Genomic DNA, 15345 nt, shown 5'->3' on the forward strand with positions numbered 1-15345 from the left:
GTGCGAGGTAGTCGCCATTATGCGACAAGCCTTCGATGGTCGTTACTGCATAATAGTCAAATAATCAGTAGAATACTTAAGTTATAAAGTAAAACAGACTTTCCAAGTTTTAGTTGTAAAACAATGATAATCAAGAGGTATTACAAACCGCTCGGCCACATTCTGGACAACGTTTGTCGTGTGTGTATTTTCTTGGACGTGCTATAAAATTGTACTTTTATAGTAAAGTTACTGCACTAAAATTATTAATCATCATTTATAAACAACATCCATCAATGAGTTATTAGTCTCATATTGTCATTTCATTTATCAATGTCTCATTTTTAAGCGAGTCTAAGTTTGTAGTATTTTTTAGACGTAACCTATTTATGGCATTTTAAGAACGGTCGTTTATAAAATGCCATAAATTAATTATTTTTACAAAAATGACCGTAAAACACCTGCTATTAGGGTAAAATATGAAATACGTTTGCTACTACCGGGTATCTACCAAAGGGCAAGGTAAAAGTGGTTTGGGGTTGGGCGACCAAATGGAAATTGTGCAAAGATTCTTGCGCGAAGGCGATGTGATACTGGAAGAACATACCGAAGTAGAATCAGGTCGGAAAAGCAATCGACCAAAGATTCAGGAGGCAATCAGGGCCTGTCAAAAGTTCGGCGCAAAATTATTGATTGCCAAACTTGACCGTCTGAGTCGTAACGTGGCTTTTGTGATGACACTTAGAGATTCTGGGGTGGATTTCGTCGCCTGCGATTTACCCGATGCCAATACCCTAACCGTGGGAATTATGGTCACCTTTGCCCAACACGAAGCTGAACGCGGCTCAGAGCGAACGAAGGCTGCATTAGCACAGAAAAAAGCACAAGGATTTAAACTCGGAAAGCCTGAAAATCTCACAAAAATAGCCATTGAAAAAGGACGAGAAATTAGGGTGAGAAATGCCAAAAATCATAAAGCCAATGTGCAGGCTACTGAACTGTCGATGTTATACAGGAACATGGGCATGACATACGCCGCCATTGCCGAAAAACTGAACCTGTCTCAGTATTTGACCAGAAGAAAAAAACGGTTTGATGGCAAAGCAGTGTATAGATTATTAAAGCGTGCCTAAGTTGTGAAAACGACAATGTAGCTTCAAATGCTTAAGATTTGAAATGTTGGTAGCAACTTTGTTAAGTTTTGTCAAACTTTCTTGACAAAAAAAATAATTTGTCCTAAATTTAGGACAAATTACTGATTTATGCTTACCCACGAAAAAGCCATTTCTTTCTTAAAACAAAACCCTGCCCTTTCCTTATCTGTATTGGAGAAAGAGGCCCAATTGCCAGGTAGCACCCTTTCAAAAGCCTTAACTGGAGATCGCCAACTAAATCCTAAGCACTTGGCGAGTTTGTATCCTATACTCATCAAATATGGATTTAAGGAGTTTGCCAGTACCCGAGCAAAGGTTATTTCCGTGGTGAACCATAAAGGGGGCGTAGGTAAGACTACGACTACCCTGAATCTTGGCAAAGCATTGGTAAAATTAGGTTATCGAGTGCTACTGATTGACATGGATTCTCAGGGCAATCTCTCGCAGGCATTGGGCTACGATAGTCCTGATAAACAAGTGGTACAGGCACTTTTGAAGGGAGATACATTGCCAGTGTACGCCATCGCCGAAAATTATGATTTATCGCCCAGTGATTTAGAATTGGCGTATGCTGATTTAGAATTAGTACAGGCCGTTGGTGGCGTTAATCAGCTCAAAAACGCCATTGCGCCCATTCGTAGTCAATACGATTACATTTTTATTGATTGTCCACCTGCCCTAAATATTTTTACCAATTCTGCACTAGTGGCCTCTACTGGCTGCTTGGTTACGCTCCAGCCTGAAGCGTCGGCGTTGAAGGGTGTCAATAACTTGTTTGACCGAATTACGCAGGTACGTGACCGTATCAATTACGAATTGACCATTGAGGGAATTGTGTTGACGATGGTGGACGCACGTCTCAAAGTGCACCGCGACATGATTGATTATATCAAAGAGTCGTTAGCCAGTTTTAAAATTTTCAATACCATCATCCGTCAAAATGTTGCGTTGAAAGAATCGCAGATTGCACAACAGGACATTTTTGAATATGCATCGGATTCCAACGGAGCGCAGGATTACCTCAAGTTAGCACAGGAGCTTTCGAGCCACTAAAATTGACTGTTCATGAAAAAGTATCAGATTTCTCTGGGGGAGAAAAAAATCATCAAAGATCAGGGTCTGTTGCAGTTTGAAGAAATCAAAAAACAGATTCAGATTTTGCCAGAATTAGAACAACTCATCCCGCCTTTACTGCCCGATGAATTGCACCAATTGGAGCAAAATATATTGCGAGAAGGATGTCGAGAGGCCTTGCTGATTTGGCAGACAACGGAAGAAATCATTGCCCCCGAGTCAAAAGGAATAGCCGCTATTTATGTCCTAATCGACGGACACAATCGTTATAGTATCTGCTCAAAACACGGAATAGACTTCAAAATTCATTTGGTGGATTTTAAAAGTTTATATGATGTGAGGCAGTATATGATTGATAATCAATTGGGTAGGCGCAATTTAACTCCCGAGCAAATTTCTTATTTGAGGGGAATGAAGTACCTCACGGAGAAGAAAGAAAAAGGAAAATATGAACGCATAGAGCATAAGGGACATTTTGTCCCTTATGGTAATGAGTCGGTTGAAAGTGTCCAAGTTTTAGGGGGTGAAGAGCATAAGGGACATTTTGTCCCTTATGGTAATGAAGTAGTTGAAAGTACCTCAATTTTAGGTAGCGAAGAGCATAAGGGACATTTTGTCCCTTATGCTCAAGAAACCCTTTCAACATCCGAAAAACTTGGGAAACGTTATAACGTTAGCGGGAAAACAATCAAGCGTGATGCTGAGTTTGCGTCTGGGTTGGAGAAGCTAGAACCTGCCTTGAAATCTGAAATATTGGCGGGTAAAACCAAGGTTAATAAGACGCTGATTCAGCAGATTGGTAAGTCAGAGGTGCAAACATTACCAATAGCCACGATTGAAGAAATTGAAGACATGGCAAAGTTGCCGAGCATTGTCAAAAAAGTAGTTGTCAAGTCAGTGGAAGAAACGCCTCGCGAAGCCCTGATTCGGCGGTTGACTGAATTAACTAAGCAACTGCAACAAACGGGAGATGCTGCTATTTGTGATGAAATTATACGTTGTGCGTCAAAAATCAAGAAAATTATCCCTTAATGGTCGTAATCTTATAGTGGTAATGAGTGGGTTTAAACTTCCTATTTCATGGAAAAACTAACTTTAGAAGGAAAACACCAATGGGAATATTACAAAGCGCAGGTCGATTTAGTTGAATTTGCGCAGTGGAAAGGTTATACCATTAATTCTCTAAAAACATCCCGTAACTATGTGGTGTTGAAGAAAGATGGGGATATAATTGTTGTTTACCAAAACCAAAATACTGGCTATCAGGGCTACTTCAATCCGTTGGATACAAAAGATAACGGCAGTATCTTGACTTTTGAATACAACCGTAGCAACCGTAATTGGCGGGTTGTTTTTGCATCGCTAGATGGTTTTTTGAATGAACAAAATACTGGTAAACTTAAAAAACGTAAGAATGTATTACGGCCCACAGCCCCGCCCGAAGCGCAATTTGACGCTGAATACGACTTTAAGTTTGAGCCACTTTTTGACATCTCTTACTTAACTCAACGTGGAATTGGGACAGACACCATTATGGCAGATTGCTTTCATGGCCAAGTGTTTAACAAGACTTTTGAACACAGCGGAATCCATTATGTAAACACCGTTTTTCCGTTGCGAAATCAAACGGGCGTGGTAGCGGCGATTGTTCGGAATACGCATTATAATAAGATTGAGCGCCCGCGCGGTGATGCTTGCTGGATTTCAAATTTGGAATTGCCTCCCTCCAAAAAGTGTACGATGGTAATTACCGAAAGCCCCATTGATGCCCTTTCGTACCATCAACTTTATGGACCTGGGCCCGAAGAAAGCCGACTGTATGTAGCTACTGCGGGTAATCTAAGCGAAACCCAACCAAACCTTATTCAATACCTGATTGAACTCTACCAACCACAACAAATCATATTGGCTAATGATAATGACAAAGCGGGTACGCAACAGAATGTAAAATTGATGGGACTGCTCCTGCATCCTACTTGCCCATGTAACCTGAAAACAACCATTCATTTACAGGGACAAAAACTATTTTTTTCATTGCGTTATGAGGTCGAGAAGCCCGAGTCGCTGATTCCTGAGATTGAAGCAATGGTCAAACGCTATTTTAAAACTGCTCAAAAATTTGTGGCTCCTCGAAAAGACGGTTGGGTCGATGTACATCTGGATACTGCACCGATTCACTTTGAAGAACTTGAAACCTTATTGGTGAATGAAAAGCCACCTCATCATTGGTTGAAAATACACCGGCCCTACACGAAAGACTTTAACGAAGATTTACAGCTGATGTCAAAGCGAGACCCTAATTACAGCGATATGTCATTTTGATACATTATACCCCTATGAATTCCAAATCAGAACCCTTAGTCTTTATTCCAAATAACGCACAGGAATGGTTGGACCGGGTCCGACTAGACCGGAACCTTTTTTACAACCTGCCCGATATACAGCGTAATTTTAAAGAAGATGCCACCTTGGCCCGGGACATTATTATCTTTCTGGCGCATTCATATAAAACTGATTTGTTTGGGTATACCAACTTTGGTATCAATGATTTTTGTAAACTAATGGGCTACAAATCGCCTAACTTACAGAAAACACATCCTGTTTTTGAGGCGGGTATGATTAAGCCGCCTACGCTGTTGGGGCATGAGTTTAAAAGTGTATTTGAGTATACGCTTTATCGACTGGCCGCCAATAATATTCCGCTTTCCCGTATTGAGAAAACTCAAATCCCGAGCATGAAAGAACTTAATGTATCTTTTGTGCAGATAATCAGTGACATACGGGTGAGTTACAACGTGAATCGTCCTCAGAAACGCTTTTATTCGTTTAAGCTTGGCCGTGGATTTGTCGAAAATTTAATCAGTTTTTATGTCACGCTGAGCCTCAAAGATTATCTTCGGGTAGCCTCAAATAAAAACAGTGGCCGAATCAAAAACCTGTATATCTATTTGGCAGGTATGCAAAATGTGCTGATTTATAACAACACAAACGTGCTTACGCCCAATTTTGACCTGCTTTGTGAGATTGCCAATATTGAAGACCAACTTCCAAAACACCGAAAATTTACGCTACATAAGTACCTTAAAAACATCGCAGACAACTCTGATCTAAAATTTCAGATTGAATTTTTTGCCGAAAAAGGCCAGAAACAAGCCTACAGTATTCGCCTTGTTTTTGATTCATCACAACTTCATCTGGAGGGTAACAAAAAGAACCTGTTCTTTAAATTGCTCAATGAACGCTTGCGCCAGGCGTTTGATGATCAGTTTCCACAGTATGACGACAATTTTGAGTTGTTTCAGCAGTGGCTTACCAATCGGGAGTATGATAAAGAACTAAAAGACCGAATTATTCGGGATGTTTACAAGGCAAGTTTTATGTCTGAACATGAAAAAACGGAGGATTTGAGCCTTCAAGACCTTCTGGATAGCTACATCAAAAATCTAAACGAAGAAAAACTAGAGGATTCTTAGAAAAATACAACTCACCCCTATAAGATTGCGACCGGAAGGGGGGTTTACCGCTATAAGATTGCGACCAAAGTGCCTTTTACCGCTATAAGATTGCGACCGACCGCTATAAGATTGCGACCGGAGTGCCATTTACCGCTATAAGATTGCGACCGGAGTGCCATTTACCGCTATAAGATTGCGACCAAAAGACAGAGCACTATAAGATTGCGACCAGATTAAATTTTTTAATTGCTTGATAAATAGGTATTTAAGTTTTTTCACCGCTATAAGATTGCGACCATATATATAATATAATATAATTTTTATATAGTTATAGGGGAAAAAAATATTTATATTTTTGAAAAATTATTAAAATGATTTATGTATATTTAAAACGAAATAGTAACGATAAAAAAACAACTATAACGATGCCAAAATTAGACCGCTCCGATTTTAAATACAACGCCAAAGTGTTTGAAAAAAACTGCCTTTGGTGCGGTACGCTTTTCTATGCCAGTCGCTCAACGGCCAAATATTGTTGCGGTACTTGTCGGGGATACGCAAATCAAGCCAAACAATCAGAAGAAGCCGTACCATATGACGAAACGGAAAAAATGATTTCGGCTTTGCTTTCTGAAAATGCCTACCTAAAAGGCCAGCTACAACGATACATTTTAGAAAATGAACAGTTAAAACGAAAGATAGATTATGATCAAAAGGACAGAACGATACAGGGAGAAATAGAAGATTGAAATTGTATTTTAAAAAAATAAATTATGAATATTTTGCTAAAGCAATATAAATAGTAATATATTAGCACTACTTAATTGTTTATGAACTCTGTATTCCATGAAAAGACGTTTTTTTATTAGTAGTACGTTATCGGCAATGTCATTGACATTGATTGATTCGTCACTGGTACAAGCAACGGAAAAAACTAAAAATTTAGACAAAAGGTTGTTGGAGCGTCTGGTGGAAGCGTTTGAATTTAAGGTATCCGATGCATGTTGGTCTGATCCCGTTTTTATGAAGGTCTTCGAGGAAACATCTCTGAATTTCCTTAAAAGTAATTACCAATTATCTCAAACAAGGGCGTTTCAGTTAGCTCCCTTCAACTTAGTGCTCGTACCGATGCAGTTGAAAGTCGCTTCATTGGGGTGTATTGATTGGGCTTTTGTGTTTTACGAACAACTTCAAGATAAACAATGGAAGCACGTAAAATCAATCAATGCTTACGAAGCAGATACAATTCTAAAATCAGCTGATGCGATTGCGAAGCAGCTTCCCGAGGGACAGTTGCCAGATTTTTTGTTGCCTGTTTATGTCAGTAAGAAAAAGTCCGTGAGTTTTGCAACCCGAAAGGGGCACGTAGACATAAAAATAATATTGGAACAAACTGGTTTTCAGTCAAATATACAGATTTGTAACCAGTCAGAGATTTTATTTCAAGAGACGTATCATTTGTCACATGCTTTGCAGATGGCTGTATAGATACGGCTACATTCAACGTTTGTAAAATTTGTTACCAGAACCTAAACCTTTCCGTAATTTTCGGTTTTTTCCTGCTTTGAGCAACCGCTTGATTGTTGTTTTTATTATCTCCCCTACTTTAAAAGTCTTTTAACAGACAATCCATTATTTCTTAATAAAGTGCTGTGATTTGTGGACGGATTGATTTATTTGATTTTTTTCAAGGTACTAAAAAGCATTTAAAAAAAATCAAAAGCCCATCCAAAACTGAATATTGGCATGTACAATGCACTTTAAAATATGTGTTTTTCTATTCCTACTTTTCAGTTTCGTACTTATTCATATATCTAAAAACTCATTGTTATGGCAGAACCTTTTTTATCAGAAATTCGAATTATGAGCTTTGTGTTTCCGCCCAAAGGCTGGGCATTATGCAATGGTCAGTTATTGCCAATTAACCAAAATCAGGCGCTCTTTTCATTGTTGGGGACCACATTTGGCGGAGATGGGCGGGTCAATTTTGCCTTGCCAGATTTAAGAGGGCGTACACCGATTCACGTTGGTAGCGGGCATACCTTGGGCGAGCGTGGAGGTGAGCAGGCGCATACGATTTCAGTAGCAGAGTTGCCTACGCATAGTCACCTTGTAAGTGCATCTCCATTAACCCAAGATTCTATCACACCGAACAGTTCGACGTATTTTGCTGTTACAAGTCCTTCGGAGTTTTATGGGGGAGGGGCATCAGCGTTGGTTGCGATGAATCCCGCAATGGTTACTTCTACGGGAGGGAGTCAGGCTCACCTCAATATGCAACCGTTTCTAACGCTAAGTTTTTCGATTGCATTGCAGGGAATCTTCCCGAGTCCGAATTAAAACCCATTTCGCAAACCTATAACGTATGAAAAACCATGGCACAACCTTATGTTGGTGAAGTAAGAATCTTTGCTGGTAACTTTGCTCCCGCGGGGTGGATGTTCTGTGAAGGACAATTGCTGCCCATTTCAGAAAATGAAACCTTGTTTCAATTGATTGGAACAACCTACGGTGGTGACGGTGAATCTACCTTTGCCTTGCCAGATTTGCGCGGCAGAATCCCCATTCATCAAGGAAACGGCTTTGTTTTGGCCGAAACAGGAGGGGCAGAAGAAATTACCCTTACCACGCAGCAAATTCCTGCGCATAGTCATTCATTTATGGGTACAGATACGAATGGCAGTGGTGGCAGCCCTGCGGGGGCGGTATTGGCTAGAAATGCCTCCGCAGATGCATATACAACAGATAGTTCGGGTGGTTTAGTGGATATGTCTCCCTCAATGGTCAATCCTGTGGGAGGCTCACAACCCCACACCAATTTTCAACCCTATCTGTGCGTTGATTTCATCATTTCATTATTTGGAATTTTTCCATCACCTACCTAATTGTTTGAAAATTAAAAATAGATTTTTTCATCCCCGTCTAGTAGGCCAATATGCTTAAAACACGGCTACTGACGACAAAATATACATAATCATGGCAGATCCATTTGTAGCAGAAATACGTATCTTTCCTTTCAATTTTGCCCCTAAAGGCTGGGCTTGGTGCGATGGTCAGCTTTTGCCACTTTCACAAAATACCGCGCTTTTCTCTCTCTTGGGAACAACTTATGGAGGCAACGGTAAGTCAAATTTTGCCTTGCCTGATTTGCAAGGACGTGCTCCAATGCACCCTGGACAAGGGCCAGGATTGTCCCTACACGATTTGGGAGAAACTGGTGGAAGTGAAACGGTAACGTTGCTGGAATCTGAAATACCGTCGCACAGTCATATAGTTCGGGCCGCCAATGACAGCGGGTTACAATCAACTCCCGGAGGGGCATTTGTTGCCCGGGCCAATGTGTACAAGACAAATCCACCCCCTGGAGGGCCCACCTACATGTCGGTCAATGCGATTGCCCCCGTAGGTGCAGATTTTCCGCACAATAACATGATGCCGTATCTAACCTTTTATTTCAACATTGCATTGCAGGGCGTTTTTCCGCCAAGAACCTAGTTAAAAGTAAAGTATGGTATCGTTGAGACCCATCACGGAAGCAGACCTTCCTACGCTATTAGACATTTATGCCAGCACCAGGGCCGATGAAATGGCCCTGGTGCCTGAATGGAGTGAAGCCGATAAACGAGCGTTTCTGACGCAGCAATTCATGGCCCAGCACCAGTATTATCAGGAGTTTTATCAAGGTGCAAATTTGCAAATTATTGAGAATGATGGAGTTGCTGTGGGTAGGATGTATGTACATTGGAACTACAGCCCCAGCGAAGTCAGGATAATGGATATTGCTTTATTACCCGATTATCGCCGTAGAGGCATTGGAAAAAAAATGCTCGAATCGGTGCTTAACAAAGGAGCAGAATTAGGTAAAACAGTAACTATTCATGTGGAATATAATAACCCCGCTATGAAACTTTATAAACGCCTCAATTTCCGAAAAATTGGGGAGTTTAATTCTGTGTATTACTTATATGAGTGGAAGCCAGCGGCCAATACTCCTTAAAACACTATTTATTATGGTAGAAAAAATTACTGTTGCTGATTTTCAACCCTACTTAAACCAAAACTTTTCTATTCGTTTTACGCCTGACGCAATTCAGTCTTCCCAACTTACACGGGTATCGACATGGGGAAGTGAATCAGATAAATTTCGTCAGCCATTTACGCTCGAATTTGAGACGGGGCTGACTCAAACCTACTATTTACAGGGAACTTTTGTACTGGTGCACCCCACCGTAGGCGAGCTGGTACTTTTTATGGTACCCATCGGACTTGGTACAAAAGGTATGCGCTATGAGGTGGTTATAAGTTAGCATAAACATCGGGAGCAAATGAACCAATCGCTCTGTAAAAGGTAGGATGGAAAGCACAGGACAATAACAATGCATAAACCAAAATGCATTAAATATAAATCATTGATAACATTGCATTTTATGACCTTAGATACCTTGAATTCAACTTAAATCACATTGAAATCAGGCGGAGTTTTTAAGGCCATTTTATTGAATTATGGGTGCATAATTACTGCCCATAAATTAAAATCAGATTTACTTCTCAAACAAAGAAAAGCTCTATGTCATGAAATTTACACTACCTTTTTCTGTGAGTATTCTGCTCAGTTTACTGATTGGAATGCTGAATCCGCCGGAGGAAACGCTTTTGGTCAATGGCACAACGCAACGTTCAAATCCTCATGTTGTCAATGCCACCAAAGGGACATTTCCTGCCTCTCCTCGTCGCCCCAGCCCATTTATCACCGAACCGGTTACTTCTTCCGTCATCACTCAAGGTACGGCCACGTTGTTGGCACCGGCCGTTACAGCCATTAAAACCGCCGTGTTGGTAGGAACAGACAACGGTACTGCGGGCCCTACCCCCGGTGATGTCATTGAGTATACAGTCACCATTGCCAATACGGGTCCGGACGATGCCACTGCGGTGAATTTTACAGATACCGTTGATCCCAATACTACGTTGGTACCCGGCTCAGTCAAATCGGCACCAATTGCGGTTAAGGATGCCTATTCTACCGTAGGTAACGTATCTATTTCTGTTCCTGCGGCATCGGGACTTACCTCAAATGATGTCAACTTAGATGCAGGCGACGTGATCAGTGTAACCGCAGTTAATCAGACCGGTACGGAGGGGCAGGTTACATTTGCTGCCGATGGTAGTTTCACATTTAATCCCAATCCGGGATTTACAGGTGCCACTACGTTCACTTATACTATCTCCGATGGTACATTCACCTCCACTAATACGGTCACCATTACAATGACTGGCATGATTTGGTTCATCAATGCCAGCGCTCCCGCTGGAGGCGATGGGCGCCTTAGTACACCCTGGAATAGCATGAACGCCTTCAACGCAACTTCTCTGGATGATCCGGGCGACAATATCTTTGTCTATACCGGTACTTATACCAATACACTTAGCACGATTTTATTGGGGCAGCAAAAACTGATCGGACAAGGTGCAGTAGGTGCGAGCCTGGCGGCTTTGGCCGGCGTTACTTTTTCCACTCACCCACCTATTTCACCCGCGACCATTCCTACGGTTAATGGTACCCGCCCGACCATCAATCAGGCTCTCAACAACATCAACATGCAGTCACAGAACCAAGTGCGTGGGGTCAATATCAACAACACCGGTGGTACGGCGCTGCAAGGGAATAACTTTACCTCTGCCTTGGTTCGGGAAGTTAGCATTACAAATACCGGAGGTGTAGGGGTCAATTTTAACAATGGTGCTTTGGATGTGATTATCCAAAGTATTACCGCTTCCAATTCTGCCAATGCCATTAGTATCTTCACTACCACGGGTAGCTTTGAAGTAACGGGTACGGGAACTACGGATGCTTCCGGCGGTACTTTGACCAATATTTCCGGCCGGGGTATTGAGATAAGGAACGCTACCAACATCACCCTGAGAAACATGAGTTTGCCTTCTGCCAATTCAGTCAGTGATGCCGGTTTTGATACCCAATGCGACGAAGACGATGTAGCGGCTTGTTTTGCGGCTATTTACATGAATATAGTAAATACGGTTGCATTTCATAATATTGACATCGGGGCTACTAAAGAGCACGGTATTGTGGGCTTGAATGTGAGCAATCTTACCATGGACAACTGTACTGCCGTGAACAATGGTGATGCTAGTTCTGAAGATGAAAATGCCCTGAAGTTCCGCAACCTGAGTGGCACCTGTTCCATTACCAACTCTACGTTTCAAACATCCGCCGTTCGAACTTTCCACCTCATCAACAACACCGGGTCGCTTAATTTGACGGTAAATAACTGTACTTTCAATGACCCAACCGGAGCGGATTGTTTTGAAGCCCGTACTCAATCATCGGCTACGGCTACGATTAATCTTACGAATAGCCTTTTCCAAAGAGCGGGCACGAAAGGTATCCAAGTCATTGCTGAGGGTAGTTCTACCATGAATATTAACATTAACAACTGTAAGGTTCAGCGTTTTGGAACCCCTATGGCAGGGATTGAAGTGGGGTCAGTAGGTACGGCAACGATAAATTCCAATATCATCAACTGCACCGACATCGAATCATCTCAAGAAGTAGCAGTGCTTGGCTCTACTTTCAATACTTCTACTTTTAATGCTCGGCTGAACAACAATACCAATATTGGCCATAGTAACGCTGCAGCTACAATATTTGCGACCATACGAATGCTGCATGAACAAAACAGTTCAGCCAAATACGAAATCCGCGACAATAGCAATATTTCCAGTGTCAATGCTCAAGAAACCGTCTTAGGAATTGCCCGGATTGCTACAACTACAGCCGGTCGCCTCGATTTTTTTGTAGATGGCAATAACATTACGAGAGATGCAGCCAGTTTAGAAGGTATTGAACTGAGAGTGGGTGGAACCGGAGTAGCTAATGATGAATTTAACATCCTCTGTAGTGATGTACTAAACAACAATGTCACTGGTCCTTCAGGCACGCGAGCCATCCGGGTTAGAGATCTTGACCCTACCTCGGGTGATTTGCGCCTGCAGGGAGACGACGGCCCCAACGTCCCTACCTATTGGGCAGATAGGGGCAACACTAACTCAGGAGGTATGTTGCAAACCGAAACCGGTACTCCTGCCTACTTTGTTAGTACCGCTACCTGTCTTACACCCGGCCACTCTGCCGCCCGCATTGCCGCCGAACCGCTCGCTATTATAGAGAAAGATAGGCCTGAGGTTGAAGTAGCTCAAGTGCGGGAAGAAGTCAAAAATGAACCCGATGCGCTGACAACCATTCCGGGTCCTTCCAAGGCAACCAACGAAGTGGAAGAAGCCGCTCGCCGAGCTGTAGTATTATCCGGAGAAACTGTAACGGTGGGTGGTGTAGGAGGCTTTCTGCTGCCTGCCGGACAAAATATTATAATCAAATTCCAAGTATCCATCGATACTCCTTTGCCTGCTGGTGTATGTCAAATCTCCAATCAAGGCACTGTGAGTGGCAGCAACTTCACCACCATTCAGACGGATGATGTAGCTGGAAGCCCTGTTAACCCAACGGTGACCCCACTCAGCAAACACAGCCTTGGCAATCTGGTATACCGTGACAACAACAAAAATAACAGCTTTGACGGGGGCGATGTGGGCATCAATGGAGTAGTGGTCAATCTCTATCAGGACAATGGCTCAATTCCGGGAGTACTGGATGGTACAGACGCTTTTGTAAGCACCACCACCACTGCCGGTGGAGGTCTATACCTTTTCTCAAACCTTTGCTCCGGTGATTACATCGTGCAAATCCCTTCTGCTGAATTTGGAACGGGCGAGCCCTTGAATGGCTTGATCTCAAGCCCCGGTGGCGCAGCTCCTGATCCGGACAACAATACGGACAACGATGACAATGGTCAGGATGCCATTGGCAGCTCAATCGCCAGTCAAGCCATTACCTTGAATTATTCCACGAGTTTTGTGGAAAACAACACCACGCTGGACTTTGGGTTCAAAACTCCTACGCTTGTTACCATCAATGACGTAACCATGAGTGAAGGGAGTGGCGGAACCACCACCTTTACCTTTACCGTTAGTCGGGACAATACCCTAGATGCTTTTGCTCTGACTGTCAATACCGGAGTGATTAGCCTCAACAACGGCGACTATACTGCTATCAGCGGCGGTACGGTCAACTTCACCGTCGGTGGCAGCTCCACAGCGTTAATTGATGTTACGGTGAATGCCGACGAAACAGTTGAAGCAAATGAAAGTTTTAATGTCCTGCTTTCTGGAGCACCCGATGGAATCATCATTAGCGATGGCACCGGTTTGGGTACGATCACCAATGATGATCAGGCTGTCTTAAGTATCAACAGTGTGTCTAATGCAGAAGGCAATGCAGGGACTCAAACTTATACTTTCACAGTTACTTCGGATAAAGCCGTGGATGTACCATTTACGGTGAATGCAGTTACTGCAAACGGTACCGCGACCATCGCCGACAATGATTATGTGGCCAACAGTACAACCCTCAACTTTACGGGCACGGCTGGAGAAACCAAAACCTTTAACGTGGTGGTCAACGGTGACCTAAAAGTAGAACCCAACGAAACCTTTACGGTGCCGCTGAGCTCGGTAGTGGCCTCCGGGCGAAATGTAGTCATTTCAGGGCCTTCGGGCACCGGTACTGGCACCATTACCAACGATGATGCCGCCACGATTTCTATCAACGATGTTGCGTTGGCGGAAGGGAATGCGGGCACTACAACTTTTACCTTCAACGTAACCCTCAGCCAAGTAGTTAGCTCCGCCGTGACGGTTGATTTTGCCACTGCCAACGGTACTGCTAACGCTGGTGGAGATTATACCCCTAATTCTGGTACATTAACGTTTCCGGCAAACGGTGCTGGACAAACCCAAACGATTACGGTTCAGGTGATCGGAGACGCCGTGGGTGAAGCCAACGAAACCTTCTTTGTGAATTTGACCAATATTTTAGGTAGCCCGAGCGTGAACCTGTCCGATGCGCAGGGTTTAGGCACTATTCTGGACGATGATCTTTCTTTCTCCATCAATGATATGACAGTGGCCGAAGGAAATGCAGGGACAACGAATTTTACCTTTACCGTAACGCGCACCGGGACGGCTACCGCCGAGACCATTGATTTTGCCACGGCAAACAACACGGCGACGACGGCCGATAATGATTATGTACTCAACAGCGGCACTCTTAATTTTGCCGTCGGCGATAACAGCGAAACCATCACGGTGGTCATCAACGCAGATCAAAAGGTAGAACTTAATGAATCGTTTTTTGTCAACCTCAGCAATGCCAGTAATGGAAGTATTGCTGATGCCCAGGGGGTAGGCACGATCACCAACGATGACCAGGCGACGCTGAGCATCAACAGTGTGACCAATGCAGAAGGCAATGCAGGGACTCAAACTTATACTTTCACAGTTACTTCGGATAAAGCCGTGGATGTACCATTTACGGTGAATGCAGTTACTGCAAACGGTACCGCGACCATCGCCGACAATGATTATGTGGCCAACAGTACAACCCTCAACTTTACGGGCACGGCTGGAGAAACCAAAACCTTTAACGTGGTGGTCAACGGTGACCTAAAAGTAGAACCCAACGAAACCTTTACGGTGCCGCTGAGCTCGGTAGTGGCCTCCGGGCGAAATGTAGTCATTTCAGGGCCTTCGGGCACCGGTACTGGCAC

13 protein-coding genes are annotated in these 15345 nt (G+C 43.2%); all 13 read left to right on the forward strand.

The features are described 5' to 3' along the window. Positions 1 to 458 precede the first annotated feature (458 nt). Positions 459 to 1112: a recombinase family protein gene (locus tag NCI00_RS29235; RefSeq protein ID WP_253533496.1), complete on the forward strand. Its 654-nt coding sequence runs from the start codon at positions 459 to 461 to the stop codon at positions 1110 to 1112. Between the two features lie 129 nt (positions 1113 to 1241). After that, positions 1242 to 2186, forward strand: a complete 945-nt coding sequence (locus NCI00_RS29240; protein WP_253533498.1) for a ParA family protein — start codon at positions 1242 to 1244, stop codon at positions 2184 to 2186. 12 nt (positions 2187 to 2198) lie between these two features. Next, a complete protein-coding gene (locus NCI00_RS29245) occupies positions 2199 to 3239 on the forward strand; it encodes a ParB N-terminal domain-containing protein (RefSeq protein WP_253533500.1) in 1041 nt (346 codons plus the stop codon). Between the two features lie 48 nt (positions 3240 to 3287). Continuing rightward, positions 3288 to 4529 carry a toprim domain-containing protein gene (locus NCI00_RS29250; protein ID WP_253533502.1) on the forward strand — a complete coding sequence of 414 codons (1242 nt, stop codon included), beginning with the start codon at positions 3288 to 3290 and terminating at the stop codon, positions 4527 to 4529. 14 nt (positions 4530 to 4543) lie between these two features. Then, a complete protein-coding gene (locus NCI00_RS29255; protein ID WP_253533504.1) occupies positions 4544 to 5680 on the forward strand; it encodes a hypothetical protein in 1137 nt (378 codons plus the stop codon). Between the two features lie 407 nt (positions 5681 to 6087). Continuing rightward, positions 6088 to 6411, forward strand: a complete 324-nt coding sequence (locus tag NCI00_RS29260; protein ID WP_253533506.1) for a hypothetical protein — start codon at positions 6088 to 6090, stop codon at positions 6409 to 6411. A gap of 97 nt (positions 6412 to 6508) precedes the next feature. Next, complete coding sequence (locus NCI00_RS29265) at positions 6509 to 7150, forward strand: hypothetical protein (RefSeq protein WP_253533509.1); 642 nt, start codon at positions 6509 to 6511, stop codon at positions 7148 to 7150. A 342-nt stretch (positions 7151 to 7492) separates the two neighbouring features. Further along, the gene (locus tag NCI00_RS29270; RefSeq protein ID WP_166561358.1) at positions 7493 to 8002 is read left to right on the forward strand and encodes a phage tail protein; all 510 of its coding nucleotides are present in this window, start codon (positions 7493 to 7495) and stop codon (positions 8000 to 8002) included. Between the two features lie 35 nt (positions 8003 to 8037). Then, entirely contained in the window at positions 8038 to 8547 is a 510-nt protein-coding gene (locus NCI00_RS29275) for a phage tail protein (protein ID WP_166561357.1), read from the forward strand. A gap of 91 nt (positions 8548 to 8638) precedes the next feature. Beyond that, a complete protein-coding gene (locus NCI00_RS29280; RefSeq protein ID WP_253533510.1) occupies positions 8639 to 9157 on the forward strand; it encodes a phage tail protein in 519 nt (172 codons plus the stop codon). 13 nt (positions 9158 to 9170) lie between these two features. Further along, positions 9171 to 9659: a GNAT family N-acetyltransferase gene (locus NCI00_RS29285; RefSeq protein ID WP_253533511.1), complete on the forward strand. Its 489-nt coding sequence runs from the start codon at positions 9171 to 9173 to the stop codon at positions 9657 to 9659. 13 nt (positions 9660 to 9672) lie between these two features. Then, positions 9673 to 9969 carry a DUF6916 family protein gene (locus NCI00_RS29290; RefSeq protein WP_253533512.1) on the forward strand — a complete coding sequence of 99 codons (297 nt, stop codon included), beginning with the start codon at positions 9673 to 9675 and terminating at the stop codon, positions 9967 to 9969. Between the two features lie 265 nt (positions 9970 to 10234). After that, positions 10235 to 15345, forward strand: a 5111-nt coding sequence (locus tag NCI00_RS29295) for a Calx-beta domain-containing protein (protein WP_253533513.1), incomplete at its 3' end; no start/stop codon positions are given.

The sequence above is a fragment of the Runella salmonicolor genome (assembly GCF_024158025.1).
Taxonomy (GTDB): Bacteria; Bacteroidota; Bacteroidia; order Cytophagales; family Spirosomataceae; genus Runella; species Runella salmonicolor.